The organism is Streptomyces sp. PA03-5A, from assembly GCF_033792725.1.
GTDB lineage: Bacteria > Actinomycetota > Actinomycetes > Streptomycetales > Streptomycetaceae > Actinacidiphila.
Window position 1 is genome coordinate 19,188 of record NZ_JARAVL010000020.1, and the last position, 15,693, is coordinate 34,880.

Annotated in this window: 11 protein-coding genes and 1 pseudogene; 6 read left to right on the forward strand and 6 right to left on the reverse strand. The window is 68.4% G+C overall.

The genetic code is table 11. The annotated features are described in order from the left end of the window. Positions 1-43: 43 nt before the first annotated feature. Positions 44-172: a hypothetical protein gene (locus PV410_RS24570; protein ID WP_500327732.1), complete on the forward strand. Its 129-nt coding sequence runs from the start codon at positions 44-46 to the stop codon at positions 170-172. A 264-nt stretch (positions 173-436) separates the two neighbouring features. Then, a complete protein-coding gene (locus PV410_RS24575; protein WP_500327734.1) occupies positions 437-1,279 on the forward strand; it encodes an alpha/beta fold hydrolase in 843 nt (280 codons plus the stop codon). Between the two features lie 869 nt (positions 1,280-2,148). Here the strand turns inward: PV410_RS24575 and PV410_RS24580 are convergent. The 3 genes from PV410_RS24580 to PV410_RS24590 form a co-directional block, all read right to left on the reverse strand. Further along, a complete protein-coding gene (locus tag PV410_RS24580; RefSeq protein ID WP_500327736.1) occupies positions 2,149-2,988 on the reverse strand; it encodes an oxidoreductase in 840 nt (279 codons plus the stop codon). 293 nt (positions 2,989-3,281) lie between these two features. Further along, positions 3,282-7,049, reverse strand: a complete 3,768-nt coding sequence (locus PV410_RS24585) for a S8 family peptidase (protein ID WP_500327738.1) — start codon at positions 7,047-7,049, stop codon at positions 3,282-3,284. A 320-nt stretch (positions 7,050-7,369) separates the two neighbouring features. After that, positions 7,370-8,140 carry an alpha/beta fold hydrolase gene (locus tag PV410_RS24590; protein WP_500327740.1) on the reverse strand — a complete coding sequence of 257 codons (771 nt, stop codon included), beginning with the start codon at positions 8,138-8,140 and terminating at the stop codon, positions 7,370-7,372. A 603-nt stretch (positions 8,141-8,743) separates the two neighbouring features. Here PV410_RS24590 and PV410_RS24595 point away from each other — a divergent pair. Both PV410_RS24595 and PV410_RS24600 read left to right on the forward strand, forming a co-directional pair. Then, positions 8,744-9,427 carry a response regulator gene (locus PV410_RS24595; protein WP_500327741.1) on the forward strand — a complete coding sequence of 228 codons (684 nt, stop codon included), beginning with the start codon at positions 8,744-8,746 and terminating at the stop codon, positions 9,425-9,427. Then, positions 9,424-11,322: a sensor histidine kinase gene (locus PV410_RS24600; protein WP_500327742.1), complete on the forward strand. Its 1,899-nt coding sequence runs from the start codon at positions 9,424-9,426 to the stop codon at positions 11,320-11,322. Before PV410_RS24595 ends, PV410_RS24600 begins: the two co-directional genes overlap by 4 nt. 90 nt (positions 11,323-11,412) lie before the next feature. On the opposite strand, the pseudogene PV410_RS24605 reads toward PV410_RS24600, so the two are convergent. Continuing rightward, positions 11,413-11,880, reverse strand: a pseudogene (locus tag PV410_RS24605) (transposase); the annotation flags it as partial. A gap of 272 nt (positions 11,881-12,152) precedes the next feature. Next, complete coding sequence (locus PV410_RS24610; protein ID WP_500327743.1) at positions 12,153-13,121, reverse strand: ArsR/SmtB family transcription factor; 969 nt, start codon at positions 13,119-13,121, stop codon at positions 12,153-12,155. 193 nt (positions 13,122-13,314) lie between these two features. Here PV410_RS24610 and PV410_RS24615 point away from each other — a divergent pair, with 193 nt between their 5' ends. Continuing rightward, on the forward strand, positions 13,315-13,686 hold the full coding sequence (locus PV410_RS24615; RefSeq protein WP_026251280.1) for a hypothetical protein: 372 nt from the start codon (positions 13,315-13,317) through the stop codon (positions 13,684-13,686). A 727-nt stretch (positions 13,687-14,413) separates the two neighbouring features. On the opposite strand, the gene PV410_RS24620 is transcribed toward PV410_RS24615, so the two are convergent. Continuing rightward, a complete protein-coding gene (locus PV410_RS24620) occupies positions 14,414-14,635 on the reverse strand; it encodes a hypothetical protein (RefSeq protein ID WP_500327745.1) in 222 nt (73 codons plus the stop codon). A gap of 169 nt (positions 14,636-14,804) precedes the next feature. On the opposite strand from PV410_RS24620, the gene ku reads away from it, so the two are divergent. Next, complete coding sequence (gene ku, locus PV410_RS24625; RefSeq protein ID WP_500327746.1) at positions 14,805-15,563, forward strand: non-homologous end joining protein Ku; 759 nt, start codon at positions 14,805-14,807, stop codon at positions 15,561-15,563. Positions 15,564-15,693: the final 130 nt, after the last annotated feature.

Sequence of the window (15,693 nt, forward strand, 5' to 3'; positions counted from 1 at the left end):
CTCCTCGGGAACGGGAGTTCCTGACGGCGGCCACGTCTTCACCGTGGTCGCAAACACCTTCATCCCCATTCCCGCGGGAGCACTTCCGCAGGTGACAAACAAGGCCAGCCACGCCGCGCGGATGATCTCCATCTTCACGACTTCCGGCCTGGAACGGATCACCGTCGTCTGACTATCCCGCCAAGCCCCGAAGAGGCGCACCGGCGTAGACCGACGCAGATCTGCTCGCACGGTTCGACGCCATGACCGGGCTGGGGAAGTCGCTCCTGCCCGAGCCTTCCTGCACTCGGTACCGCCTCTCGGCCCGATCCGGAGTGGGCAAACCAGGGCCCGAGGTGATCGTCAGGTATGGGGACATCCGCCGGCGGGCCGGCGCCGACATGGTCATGGCCCGGATTCGGGCGCGTGACCGTCATCGCATACAGGAGAACCAAGCATGCTCGAAGGATTCGAACACAGGCAGGCTGAGGTGAACGGCACTCGGCTGCACTACGTCATCGGGGGTGAGGGCGAGCCGCTCGTCCTGATGGACGGGTGGCCGCGCACCGTCCATGCCCTGCGTGGGATCCTCCGCCCGCTGGCGAAGCGCTTTCGCGTCATCGCCGTGGACTACCGGGGGCAGGGCGAGTCGGACAAGCCTGCCGGCGGTTACGACAAGAAGAACATGGCCAAGGACGTGTACGAGCTGGTGCGCGGCCTGGGCTACGTGCGAGTCAACATCGCAGGTGGAGACATCGGGGCGATGGTGGCGTATAGCTTCGCCGCGAACTATCCGCACGCCACCAAAAAGCTCGCGCTCTGGGAGGGAGGACCCTTCTCCCAGTTCTTCCTCGATATCATCAGTCCCTTCCCCTCCCCGGAGGAGCCCAACGCCTGGTGGTATCCACTGAGTCAGGTCGACGGCCTGCCCGTCAAGCTCCTCGCGGGCCGCTTCCGGCACGTCATCGACTGGACCACCGACCATCTGGCACTCCACCCGGAGCGAATCAGCGAGGAGAGCCGGGCCCTGTATGCCGCGGCGTACGACGCACCCGAAGCGGTCGCGGCGGCTTTTGGCGTGTACCGGACCTTCCACCAGGACCTGGCCGACAATAACTCCTACCCACCGCTGACCATGCCGGTCCTGGGAATCGGCGGCCGGCACGTCGCCGTGGTGCAGGCGATGATGCAAGGCAAGGCCACCGACATCCGGTACGCCACTATCGCGGACAGCGGCCACTACATCGCGGAGGAGCAGCCGGAGGCGCTCACCGCCGAACTGGAAAAGTTCTTCGGCTGACGACCACCCACCCGGCAGGCCGGCCCCGCGGCATCACGCGGGGCCGGCCTGCGGAGGCCGCCGAGCCGTTCGCCGGGGGCCGCGACGACCATCGCTGGCAGCGCGGGACCCGCTGGCGCCGGCAGAGAATGGGCCGCCAGGCTCCGCTCGCCCTCGCCCACTTGGGGTGCGGGCGCATTTAACGCACAGCTCGCTTGGGACTTTACCCCGCACGGGCGTCGATGGAGGGCCTCGCCCCCGCGCTGTCCACGACATCAAGGCAGCCCGCAAACAAGGCCGACCAGTCCCGGAACCGCAAGAATCGCGGCTCCTCTGACGGCCGGCGCCGAAGTTCGGACCAATCGACTACTGCGAACGGCAGGCGGTCGAGTGCGGCATAACTCGTCTGTGTGGCCGCGCGATGCGACAAGCTCGCAGTTCGCTACGAGGCGACCGTACTGGTCGCGACCATCGACGAGTGCCTGTGGCCCAGCGGCTCAAGATGCGAAGCACGCCCCGCATGCGTTGTCGTTCACCATGTCGGTCGCCGCCTCGCGCACTCATGCCGGGGCATGGAACGCCACACTCAACCCGACGGATGCGAAAAGCGGCAGGTCGGAGCGGCTGTCTCCGATGCCCCCGCACGAACGGAAGGCCAGCCCCAGCTCTCGTGCCTGTGTGAGGGCAAATTTTCGTACTGGTCGAAGTGATGGGCGACCAGGCCCGTGAATTGGCCGTCGGCAGCTCCAGCCGAGGTCTGCTGACGCATGGAAGCCCGGTCAGTCCGGTAGCTGACATCCAGGTCAGTACCTCGAGAGTCTCAGCCACCGGCATCACCCCCAACACCGCCCAGCTGGCTACGCCGCAACCACACGCAGCGGGCATTGGCCCTAGGGGGCGGCTGGGAAGTCGGTAGACGCTCCCAACTCGGCCCACGTAGCTAGATCATCGGCCAGTTGGCGCTGCCCCTGTTCCACCAGGCGCCGGGCGTCGGTACCCAGGACCAGGTGGACCGGCGGATTGTCACTGTCCACGACCGTGAGGAGTGCACGAGCGGCCGCCGCGGGGTCGCCGATCTGGTTACCGCTTTTGGCCTGTCGTGCGGCGCGGATGGGGTCGAACAGCGCGTCGTAGTCAGGGGTGGTGCGCGGGGCACGGATCATCGAGCGGCCGGCCCAGTCTGTGCGGAAAGATCCCAAAGCGAGGGACGTGACATGAACGTTGAAGGCGGCTACCTCCTGCGCCAGTGAGGCGGCGATTCCTTCCATCGCGAATTTGCTGGCACCGTAGAAGGCCACGCCGGGCAACGCCGTCAGCCCGGCCATGGATGACACCGTCACGATGTGGCCGCCGCGTCGCTTGCGCATCCACGGCAGTACCGCCTTGATAGCGGCCACGCTACCGAACACGTTCACGTCGAACTGGCGCCGCAAGTCGTCCATGCCGGACTCTTCGACGGTTCCCTCGAAGCCGTATCCCGCGTTACTGATCAGCACGTCGACCGGGCCTACAAACCGTTCCGCGTCATCTACCACCTTCTTGACGGCGTCGTCATCGGTGACGTCGAGCAGCCTGCCGAACGCGCGGCCCGGAGCGAGCGCCTCGAACTCCTCGACCTGACCAGGCCTACGGACGGTACCGACGACACGGTTGCCAGCCTGTAGCGCCCCCTCGGCGAAGGCGCGCCCCATGCCGCTGCTGACACCGGTGATGAGAAACGTTTTGGGCACAGTGATCTCCGGTAGGACGTGGAGGGTGACGCGATGACGCGGCGCGGCACCTCACTCACGGTGCTGCCGGCCACGCTCCCGCGCTACTTTGCAGACGCTCCAAATTAGTCGACCGGTCTATTATGTCACACGGGTCGGTCACCCAGGTAAAGGGCGGGCGGCTTGATGCGCCTGCCATCCTGGAGGTCACACGGGCCGGGCTGGCCGCAAGGCGAGCCCCGAGGTGGGTCTGCGCGCGTGGCAGCACGTCGGCTGGTGCCCGCACCCGCGCGGGGCGGGCACCAGCCGTTTGGCTATCGCAGGATGTAAGCCCGGGTGATGGTCTGCTTCACGCGGTTGCCAGCGTTGTCAACGGCGCTGGCGCGGAGATCGGCGTAGCCGCCGGCATGGCCGCCGCCAGGCACGGTCACGGTCCAGGTGCCGGATGCCGCGCGCTTCGTCGTCGCCTTCTGCCAGGTCCTGCCGTTGTCGTAGGACACCTCCACGCGCGCCGAACGAACCCTGGTCGTGGCCGGCGCCCCGGGCTGGGACCGGACCGTGACCTTGCCCGTGAGGGCCGTCCCCGCGGGGGTGGCGTTGTGCCCGTCCAGCGGCAGGACGAACCCGAGGTCGAACATGCTCAGCGGGGTGCGTACAGCGTCGTCGGTGTGGCCGGTGGTGAAGGTCCACTCCGACGTCACCTTCGGGGACAGGACGGACCGACGTGATGCGGTCGACACCAGTCGGTAGGTGCCAGTCTCCGCGGGCACGGCGAAGTCGGCCACGCCCGGTGCGTCACTGGAGTCCACGAGCGTGCCCTGACGGAACAGCCGGGTGGTGCCGTGCTGCAGGATCTCGGGGTCCTGGGCTGCGAGGTTGGTGTGGTGCGGGTCGATGTCGTTGAACATCGGTATGCCGGTGACCAGCCGGTCACCCTGGCGGTACGCCACCAGCACCGGCTTGCCATCCTGAGAACTGCGCAGCGGATACGGCAGCCGCGGGGCGAAGGGTGCAGTGCCCCAAGCGGTAGAGGCGATCTGGCCCTGGTGGAAGGTGGCAGGGGCGGTCATCTCGGGGGCGGTGAGCGACCAGTCCTTGGTCACGCCTTGGTCCATCATGCGGGTCCAGGAGACTTCTGGTGTGAAGTACTCCACGCGGGTCTGCGGCTGTACGAGCGACTGCTCCACGGAACCGGACAGTCCCGTGGCGGGGTCTGTGAACTCCATTATCTGATCGTTGACGTGCCGGGTGCCTACCGCCGGATTGCGGTAGGTGGAGTTGACGCGGGCGAGCCGGGACTTCTCGAAGTGCCATGCCTGACCGGACGGCAGGCCGGAGCCGACCGCGTCGAACAAGCCGTACAGGCTGGGGCTTGCCGGGCGTCCGACGACGTGTACCTGCGTCGACCCGTCGGCGAGCCGGGCTCGCAGGCCCTGGATGTCCTCGGGCCGGATGAGGTGCAGTGCCGGCAGGGCGACGGGTTCCTCGAAGTAGTCGTAGGTGACCACCAGCCGCGCGCCCTTGGCCTTCAACCCGGCGAGCAGCGCCGCCCACTGTGCCTGGGTGGGAGGGTCGGCAGGGTCGGTGTAGAGGTCGTCGGGCGCGATCAGGACCACCTTGCCGGACACGTCGCCGACCTGGTCGGGATCGGTCTGCTCGTGGATGTCGACCAGTTGGGCCGTGACGTCGCCCTGGTAACCCGCAGAGTCGAAGCTGCGCGCGTAGCGGACCTCGTACGGATCCGCGCCCGACGTGGTGACCCGGTTCTGCGGGGGAGCCCAGGCGGCGCTGTAGGAGTAGGTGACCCCGGGGATGTCCTCGGGAGAGAACACGAACTGGCGCTCGAAGTTGCTGTTCACCGCGAGATCGTTCCTGCCGTCGGTGCCGTCGACCACCGAACGCAAGGTGACGTAGGCGGAGAACACCTCGGGGCGCGATGCCGGGTCGTCGAGCGAGACTGTGGTGGGCTTCGCCTTGCGAAGGTCGACGGTGAGCGTGCGGTCGCCGGTGACTTGGAGGCCGTCCAGGGCGAAGTCCGTCGCCGACCATCCGAGGTCCTCGGGCAGGATGCCGATGCCGAGCAGCCGGTACGTGCCCTCGGGTACCTCGGCCTGGACGCCGAGGCCGTCGTCCGTGGCGGTGGGGAAGTAGAACGTGCCCGTGGTGTCGTTCTGCAGGGCCGCCAGCGTGTCGTCGCCGCCCAGCGCAGTGCCGGAACGGTCGAGCGCCTTCACAGTCACGGTGTGGGTGTGCTCCGCCACCTGGGCGGCGACCGGGGTCACGAGCCGGGTCTGCCCCGCGGTGGCGACCAGTCGGCCCTCGTAGGACCCGGTCGAGTCCGGACCGGCCGTGACGCGGATCGTCGTGCCGGCGGTCGAATGGGCGGGCACGGTCAGGGTGGCGTCAGCGGAGAAGAGCCCGGCCGGGGCGGGCGCGCCACCGGTGGTGGTGACGGACAGAGCCAGCTGCAAAGTGACTGTGAAGTCACCGTCGTTGGCGTATCGGACCTCCGCAGTGGCGGGCAGGGCAGGGTCGTGCGGCCAGGGCAGCCGGCCGAAGCCTGCGGCGGGCGTCAGCGCGCGGACGGTCTGGGTGGTCGCCCGATCCACGTCGAGGCGACCGGCGCCGTTGCTGAAGACGTCGATCCCCTCGAGGACCTTGGCCGATCCGGTGAGCGCGGCCTTGACCTGCGCGCCGGTCCAGTCGGGGTGTTCACCGGCAAGGATGGCGGCGGCCCCCGCGACGTGCGGGGTGGCCATCGACGTGCCCGAGAGCGTCACATACTGTGCGTCGCCCGGATCCTGCGGGAACGCGCCGGGCGCACGGGCGGCGGTGATGTCCTCGCCGGGCGCGGAAATCTCCGGCTTCAGCCCGAAGTCGCCGGCACGCGGGCCCCGGCTGGAGAACGAACTCAGGGTGTCCTGTTTGGTGGTGCTGGCCACGGTCAACGCGGCATCGGCGGTGCCGGGCGCCGAGACCGTGCCCGTACCCCCTTCGTTGCCGGCCGCGACCACGAACAGCGTCCCCGAGGCGGTCGACAGTTCGTTGATCTTGGTCGACAGCAGGTCGGTGCCGTCGCTGGGCCCGCTGCCCAGGCTCATGTTGACGACCTTCGCGCCCTGCTGGACGGCCCATTCCATGCCGGCCAGGATGGAGGAATCCCAGCCGCGTCCGTTGTCGTCCAGGACCTTGCCGTTCAGCAGCCGCACGCCGGGGGCGACACCCCGGTACCGGCCGCCGGAAGCGGCGCCGCTGCCGGTGATCGTGGACGCCACATGGGTGCCGTGGCCCGCGTGGTCGTCGGCGTCCGCCGCCTCACTGAAGTTCTCGGACGCTTCGACCTTTCCGGCAAGATCGGGGTGGGTGGAGGAAATGCCGGTGTCCAGGACCGCGACCTTCACACCCTGACCGGTGTTGCCCCGCTCCCAGGCGGCTGGCGCCCCGACCAGGGGCACGCTCTTGTCCAGCGTGGAGTTCACGGCACCGTCGAGCCAGATCTTCGTACCGGCGGCCGGACGGACGCGCTGTCCGTGCGCCGAACCACCGTTCTCACCCGTCAAGGTCCTCCACAAGTCCGCCGCGTGCGTCTTGTCGGTGCTCAGCGCCCGCATGCCGAGGCGGGGCAGCGTCTGCGTCGTCTTCGCCGTCGACGGCACCGCCGGTTTCGGGGCGGCGCCCGGCTTACCCGTGACGATCACACGTATACGGTCGGTGTGCCGGTCGTCGAGTTCCTGGGCAACCAGCGCGGTGATGTCGAACAGTTCCCGGTCGACCTGGCCGCGCGTCAGCGCGCCCCAGGCGTCATTTGGGACGACGTACTGATGGCCGTTCTGGGTGAAACGGACGAACGCCGCCTGACGCGGGTGCTCACCGGTCGTGGTGCCGGTCACCTGAACGGAGCCGCCGGACTGCCGGTAAGAAACCTTGTCACCTGTGATCAATGTGACGGAGCCGGTGGGCGCGGCCGCAGCCGGCGCCTGCCCGGTGGCCGGGACGGCTGTGGTCGCGCGCGCGGGAACCGCGACCAGCGTTGCCGCGGTCCCCACTCCCAGGAGCAGCGCCGCTGCTTTTTGATGACTCATGGTGCCTTCCTGCCGCTGACAGACGAAGTCGGTGAACGTCCCGCTGCCGGCGAGAGCAGTGGGATCCACGAACTCCGGTCACACCGGCGAAGGACGCCGAACACCACTGTGGATCACGCTTTTAAGGAAGTTGTGAGGACCGCGCACCGCTTAGCACGGCGTCGCGGTCCGCCCTCTGCGCACGTTCGAGACAGCGTTGTGCGCACAGGGGTCACGAGACTGCGGTCGGACGATACAGACGACATCGGTGCGGCGGCAGATGCCGTCCCGGCACCAGGTGGTGCACCCGCCGTTGGGCGCCTGTGTGACGGTGACGCCCTTCAGCGGGCGTTCTCGGCGGCCTGTTCAATCAAGCGTGCGACCGCTTCCGGCTGGGAAACGGAGACGGCGTGGGAGGCGTCGACCTCGACGGTGTGGGCCTGGGCACGTTCGGACATGAAGCGCTGTGCGGCCGGGGGGATGTTGCGGTCCGCGGTGGCGACCAGGCTCCAGGAGGGGATCGCCCGCCACGCGGCCGCGATGGCTTCCTCCTCCAGGGCCACCGCGGCGATGGGGCGCTGGGTGGCCGCCATCAGGTCAGTCACGTCCTGCGGCACGTCGGCGGCGAACTGGTCATGGAAGGCCTCGCCCTTTATGTACAGGTCGGTGCCGGCCCCGGCGTTGGTCAGGGGGAAGGGCACCTCGCCGTCGGTCAGGGGGAACGGCAGCGCGTCGAGGTTTGGGCCGAGGGTGCTCCCTGGGTACTTGTTCGACAGCTCCAGGGCGCTCTCGCCCTTGTCGGGGATGAACGCGGCGACGTACACCAGCGCCTTGACCTTGGTCTCTCCGGCGGCCGCTTCGCTGATCACGGCGCCGCCGTACGAGTGCCCCGCCAGGACCACGGGGCCTTCCACGCCCTTGATCACGCTCGCGACGTAAGCGGCGTCACCGGCCAAACTCCGCAGTGGGTTGGCGGCCGCGACAACCGGATATCCGGCCTGCTTCAAGTGCGTGATGACGCCGTTCCAACTGGAGGAGTCCGCGAACGCGCCGTGCACCAGCACGACGGTGGGCTTGGTCTGAGCGGGGCGCGGGGTCGCATTGGCGTTCATGTGAGGCCCTTCCTGACGGACATGATGAGAGGGGTTCGGCTGCCGCGCCATCGGGCACTGCAGGCATAAGAAACATAGCCTGCAATTAACTTGTGCACAACTCTCTCGTGCGCTTGCTTCGCTCGGGATGCTGAGCGCAGGGCGTCCACCGGCTCCATCCGCGTCTGCCACGCCTGGGTTAGGTTCCCTTCGGGGGAAGTACCGGGCGAGCTCGACAGCGTCGGCCTCAACGCCACGGCGCAGCCCATCCCGGTCCCGCGCACTTGGCCAGCGCCTCCAACACCCGCCGAGCTCGGAACGCACGTCATACGGATGAGTTGCACGGTTCCTCCGCCATCCGCCTCGGGTGGTGTGAGCCACCAGCGGTTGCGGGTGCCCCGACGGCGCTGTCGACAAGACCACGCCGAAAAGTGCGAGTGCGTTGTCAGGGGGCGACCAGCCTGGCCTGACGTCGCCGTCGTATAGAGCAGCGACGGCCTGGCAAGCCGCGAGTGCTTGAGGGAGCGGACCCATCGTGACGTGCCGATATGAGGAAGTTGTCAGGGTGAGAGAAGCGCCTCACGCCTTCCTGGACAGCGGCTGCGCTCGTTTAGGGTCGGCGGCGTGTGCGCACATATTCTGATCGCCGAGGACGACCCCATGCAGGCCGAGTTGATACGCCGCCTGCTGTTGCAGGAGGGCCACACCCCCGTCGTGGTCCACGACGGACGCGCCGCGATCGACGAGGCGAAGGGCCGCAGACCCGACCTGGTCGTCCTGGACCTGATGCTGCCAAAGATGGACGGGCTCGACGTGTGCCGGTTGCTGCGTCAGGACGGGGACATCCCCGTCCTCATGCTCACTGCCCGCTCCACCGAGGACGACCTGCTGCTCGGCCTGGAATTGGGTGCGGACGACTACATGACCAAGCCGTACAGCCCCCGGGAGTTGCTGGCACGCATCCGCACAGTGCTGCGCCGCACCCTCCGCTCCGCCGAGGAGAGCCCCGTGCTCCGGGTGGGCGGTATCACCGTCAACCGGGCCCGGCACGAGGTCACCTGCGACGAGGTACTGGTCCCCTGCACCCCCGGGGAATTCGACATCCTCCACGCCATGGCCGCGGAACCCGACCGGGTCTTCTCGCGCCGTCAGCTGCTGCAGCTCACCCAAGGCCACGCCACCACCGAACGGGCCGTCGACGTCCACATCATGAACCTGCGCAAGAAGATCGAGCCGGACCCGCGCAGACCCGTGCGACTGCTGACGGTCTTCGGCATCGGCTACAAGCTCACCGCGCGGACGTCGTGACGGCCAGTCCCCGCATACCCTGGCGCAAGAGCCTGCTGGTTCGGCTCCTGCTCACCTCTGTCGCCATCGCCGTCGTCTCCGTGGGTGCCACCGCGTGGCTGGCCGTCCAGATCACCACCCGGGCCATCCAGGAGGACCGCGGGCAGGTGCTCTCCGATGACACCGACGTCCTGCGGCAGCTCAGCGGCTACGCCGCGACGCACGCCGGATGGGATGGCGTCCACTCCTCGGTGGACACGCTCTCCCGAGCCGTGGGACGGCGCGTCGCCCTGACGACCGAGGGCGGACGCGTCATCGCCGACTCGGCCGCCCCGGGCACGCCTCTGCCCGCCCGCGCCTCGGCCACCGTCGACCCGCTGACCACCGATACGTACACCGAACGAGGGGCCCAGCTCGCCGGAATCGACCCGCGGGCGGCTGGACCCTTCCGGCTCCCCGCGACCGAGCGGACACAGCTGAAGGCGGCCGCTAAGAGGCGACTGTCCTGCATGCACCGGAATTTCGTCGAAGGCCGGCTTCGCCAACTGCCCAGCGGCCGCACGATGGCCATCGCTGACGAAGGACAGCTGCCCGTGTCGGCTGATTGCTTCGACGAGGCGTACGACCGCCCTTCTGCCACCGAGCAGCAGGCGCTGGACGAACTCACCACTCTTGCCAGGCCCTGCCCCGTCGACGGGCGCCACTACCTGTCGATCAAGTCAGCCGACCTGGTTCCCGGCGCGGAGCCGGTGGAAGCGATGCGCCGATTCGGCATCGACCAGCAGACACAGAACTGCGTGGAGACCGCGCGTCGCACACAGCTGGACCCGTACGTCGCCCCCAGGGCCAGACTCTTCCTGGGAAGCCTGGACCAGAGGTCCGAGGGGTTCAACCTGTCCCCCACGAACAAGGCCAAGATTCTCGGCGTGACGGGGCTGGTGCTGGCCGTCACCGTCGCCACGACCACCATGGTGGCGATCCGTCTCGTCCGCCCGCTGCGTGCCCTGACAGTCGCAGCCCAGCAGCCCGTGGGGCAGCATGCGCGTGTTGCCGTCACCACCAAGGACGAGACCGGGTACCTGGCGGCCGCGTTCAACGACCTCACCGCGCGCCGCGAGCAACTGGAGACCCAGCGTAAGGCCATGGTCAGCGACATCGCCCATGAGTTGCGGACCCCGCTGACGAACATCCGCGGCTGGCTGGAGGTCACCCGGGACGGTCTGCTGGATCCCGATCCGGAGCTCCTCGCCGCCCTGCACGACGAGGCGCTGCTCCTGCAGCGCATCATCGACGATCTGAGCGATCTCGCCGCGGCTGACGCCGGGACCCTGAAACTGCGCCGCGAACCGCTCCCTGTGGACGAACTCGTCGCCCAGACGGTCGCGGCCCACAGCGCACGCGCGGAGAGTTCGGGCATCCGTCTGCACGCGCAGGTGGCGGCCGGCCTCTGGCTGGACGCCGACCCGGTCAGGCTGCGCCAAGTGCTGGGGAACCTCGTCTCCAACGCTCTTCGCTACACGCCCGCCGGAGGTAGTGTCACACTCACCGCCCGGCACGCCGGCGATCTGGCCGCCATCTCCGTGGAGGACACCGGTAGCGGTATCGCGGCCGAGGACCTGCCCTACGTCTTCGAACGCTTCTGGCGAGCGGACCCGTCGCGCAGCAAACAGACTGGCGGCAGCGGACTGGGCTTGTCGATCGTGCGCCAGCTCGTCGAGGCCCACGACGGGACCATCAGCGCCAACAGCACGCCCAGCAATGGGGCGGCATTCCTCATCTGGCTACCGCGCACCGGCAATCCGACAGCTGCTCGGCGGGGTGAGGCTGACGGCGCCGCTGAGCCGGGGTCCCACCAGGTACAGGCCGCCGGGGACGGTCAGCGCAGAACCTGCAGACGGTCGGTCCAGAGCTGCTGAGGGCAGTAGCCGACGCATATGCCGATGACGACGCCTACAACAGCTAAGCCGTGTCCGATGAATCGAGTGACGCGTCATCCCGCTTGGTGTGGAACGCGCTGATCTTGTCGATTCGCGGTAGGGGTCGACGAGGCCGGCGCGGTATTTGGGGACACGGAGCATCCGCTCGGGCCGGTCGGCTCGTGCGTAGCGTTTGATGGTGTTCAGGGCCAGCTGCAGCCGGCGGGCGCATTCGAGGAAGCCCACGCCCTGGTCGAGCAGGTCGTGGATCTGGTGCCAGCGTTGAAGGGTGGTTTGGGCGCGTGGCCCGTCGTAGATGGGTGTGTCCAGTACGGTGGCCCAGCAGCTGCTGTGCGCCTTCACCTCGCTGAGGGCGGCTTCGCACAGGTTGTGCCACAGATGCCACCTGTCGGCGACCTGCACCGCGTCGGGCAGGGCGCGGCGGATGGCCTCGGCATAGGTCGTGGAGCCGTCACGACACACGACTTCGACGCCCGGGTGCTCGCGCAGCCACGCTTCGAGCGTGCCAGCCGTGCGGTCCGGCAGAACGTCGATCCGCCAGACCCTGCACGTCGTCGCCGGCGTCGCCCTGGTCGGCACCCCGGGATGTTCGTGGCAGCCGTTGCTTACGTCATCGTCACTCCATCCCACGTACCGGTAAACGGACTACGCGTCACGGCGAGGGCTCCAGGCGCCTTTCGCGGCGCAGGATCCGGTCGGTGAGTAGCGTCGGGCGGGGCGGTACAGAGGGAACCGTCGCCACATCAGTTCCGGCACAGGGGCGGTGACCTGTGCGTCCAGCGTCGTTCGATGCGTGGTGCGGGAGACACTCAGTACGCGGCGCTGTCGCTGCGCAGGAGGGCTTCTCCGAGGGGACTGAGCGCATGCAGGACGGCACTGCCGGTACGGGTGGTGGTGAGCAGGCCAGCATTGCGCAAAACGGTGGCGTGCTGGCTCGCTGACGGCAGGGAGACACATGCGCGTTCAGCAATGGTCGTGGTGTTGGCGGGCTGACGTACGGCGGCAAGTACCGCCGCGCGGGTACGGCCCAGGAGGGGACCTAGCGTGTCCGCGCTCCGGGTAGCTGCTTCTCCGGCATGCATGGGGTAGATCAGCACGGTGGGATCCTCGGGCCGGTACATCAGCGCCGGACCTCCGAAGTACGAGGGCACCAGTATCAGGCCCCGTCCGCACAGGGGTACCTCGACGTCGTTCAGGCCGGACCAGGGGATATGCAGGAACGGCGGCTCCCAGCGCCAGCGATCCCCGAGGGTGGCAAGCAGGCCGTCGATGCCGCCGCGTAGGAGAGTCTCTGCCCGCAGCGCTCGGTCGGCGGCGCCATGGGCTTGGATCTGCGGCCACACGTCGACCAGGCAGGAGTCGAAGTAGCGCCTTAGATCCCTGGCCAGACCCTGACGCGCATGGGATGTGCCCTCCGCCAGATCCCGCAGCCGACGTTGAGTACGCACGGCAGCGGGCAGTTGGTCGATGTCCGCTGCCAGTTGCTCAGCGGGCGTCTGCGCAGCCAGGTCAACACCGGTAACGAGATCGTCGGCCAGCGGCAACAGGAAGTCGGGAAGAAACCCTTCGCGCGGGACCAGGTCGAGAAGGATCCCAGCCCGCGCTGCGGCACGGGTGCGATGACGCCGATGCCACTGGGCCAAACCCGGCCGAATGCGTTGGACGCCGACTGGTCCGATCCGCAGACGCCGGACGCTGAACGCGGTCTCCTCCAGCGCCCGGGGCGCGGTGACAGTGAGGTTGCGCAGGTCTGCCGCGGTGAACTCTAAGCGCATCATGCCGACCGATCCTGGCCTGGACCTGGGTCTTTTGACCAGACCTGAAAGGCATGGCTCCTTGATCCGTCGCACAACAGACTCTCTGTCGGCAGCCTGCACAGAGCCGGTCGCCCCCGGGGCCCAGCCCCCGGGCCCCGTTTTGGAGGAACCTCGCGCGCCCGCCACCCAGGGGTGGGGCAGACAAGGATGGGACATGCGAACGATACGACGGGCAAAGCTGGCAGCACTGGCAGTCGGCGTGCTCGCCCTGCCGGCCGCGCTGGTGGCCGGAACCGCGGGAACCGCGTCCGCGAACGCCTCCTGCGGCAAGACCGGTCCGAACCTCGACACCACCATCGTCAGCATGACGGCCGGCGTCTCCGCGAACATGCGCAGCGGCTCCAGCACCGGCTGCGGCGTCAAGGGCTGGGCCGACAACAGGGACAGCCTGGACTACTACTGCTACACCTGGGACCCGAACTGGGAGAGCTGGACCTACCTGTACAACCGGCACGACGGGACCTACGGATGGGTGAAGGACTCCCTCCTGCCGAACAACGGCTCCACCAAGGGCTGCGGCTTCTGACCCCGGCCACCCGTCGACTTTCCCCCTAGAAAGCAAGGGGAACAAGCGGGGTACACAGGCCATGCGCCGTGGCAGTTCTCCTGATGCCTGGCAACCACCGCCCGAGCGGCCCTGCATCTGCACGTTGTACAGGGCACCACATCCGCCTGTACCAGCCCAGGCCGCCTGGAGGGCCACTTCGGTTGGGACCACCCTGGGCCCGAGCACTACGTAGCGTGTCGAGCAGCGCCGGCGGGACGCTCGCCGGCGCTGTCTCCGTGACCCGCGGTTCCGCAGGGGAACGATGCTCATCGTGGATGGCATCTGGATGCCCGGACCCGTAACCACGCTGTCGCCTCGCCCTCAATGGGCCTGACGTGGATCGATGGCCGTTCCGACGGAGCATTCCAGCGGTCATTTCCCTGGCCGACCGATGATCTAGCTACCGGTGCGAACGCTCCCCCGAAGCTGGTGCTGCGGAAGGTGACGTTTCTGGGAGGCGACGGCTTCCCCGTCGTGTACTGGCGCACGATGGGTGAACCCGGACGCGATCTGCCGCCGCCCCGCGCCGGGGCCGCGCACCACACCCGCGGACGACGCGCTCCCGGGCGGCGAGGGGAAGGGCCCGCGGCTGCTCGTACGGTTCGCTGCTGATCACCCGGGAGGTGGTGCGGCTCCGCCCAAGGTGGAGGTGGGCGAAGCCGCGTCCCGTTTCTACCTCGTTCACGACGGTGTCAATCGCGCTGGTTCACAGGCTGGCCATGACCCGAGCGGCGGCTTTGTCGCTGGCGTGCCCTTCCAGGGCGGCCCACTCGGCGACGTCGAAGGGCCAGCGCGTGTCGGCATAGGCGATGACGACGTGGCGGCCGTCCTGCCGGACGGTGTGCTGCCGGTCGCCTGGCTCGGTCCCGGCGGCCACGACCGCCGCAGCCGAAGAAGCGTTGCGGCACTTCAGGCGGGTCTTGGGCATGGTCAGCGCTCCTGCGTTCGCTGGTCGACACGGCGGCCGATGCTGTGCGGGAGCTTAATCCGGAGGGTGATCGACCTCTTCCGGTAAGCCGCATTCGGCGCAAAATCGCTGTCACCGGCCCGGAGTAGCAGGCCGCGCGGCGAACTGCCCCGGCTTGCACGCTGTCGGTATGCGCGCGATCTGGACCGGCTACGTGAGCTTTGGCCTGGTCACCATCCCGGTCCATCTCTACTCCGCGACCGAGGAGCACGGCACAGGGTTCCACCAGGTCCACGCGAGCGACGGCGCCCGCATCAGGCACCGCAGGGTCTGTGAGCGCGAAGATGTGGAGGTTCCGCAGTCCGAGATCGCGCGTGGCTGGGAGCGGCCTGACGGCCGCACCGTCGTGCTCCTCGATGAGGACCTTGACGCGCTCCCCCTTCCGACGAAGCGCACCGTCGACGTCCTCGGCTTCGTCGACGAGCGCGACGTCGATCCGCTGCTCTATGCCAAGCCCTACTGGATCGGGGCCTCCGGCGAGCAGGGACAGCGACCGTATGCCCTCCTGGTGGAAGCGCTCGCCCGGCACGGAACGGTCGCCGTCGCCAAGGTCACCTTGCGCACCCGGGAGCGGCTGGCGGTACTGAGGCCACGACGGGGCATGCTCGTGCTGCACACGCTGCTGTGGCCGCAGGAGATCCGCGAGCCGGACGACCTCTCCAGCCCCGCGCCGGTGACCGAGCGGGAGCTGGAGCTCGCCGAGCTGCTAATGGACCAGCTCACCGGAGTCGACATCGCCGAACTCCACGACGAGTACGCAGCGGCGCTCGAGCAACTGCTGGCCGCGAAGATGACCGGAGCCGGGCTGGAGGAACCCGAAGAGCCGACGCCTGCCGTAGATCTGATGGCGGCGCTTGAAGCCAGCATCCGCGCTACGGAAAAGCGCTGAAGCAGGCCGAACTGCCGCGTGTCTGGCGGGCGATCCGTGTTGTCGGCCATGCGGCGGGCACGTCCTCTTGCCGATTCAACGGCGGCGCGAGGTATGACAACGCCAGCTGCAGCCTGTCTCACACGCTCGG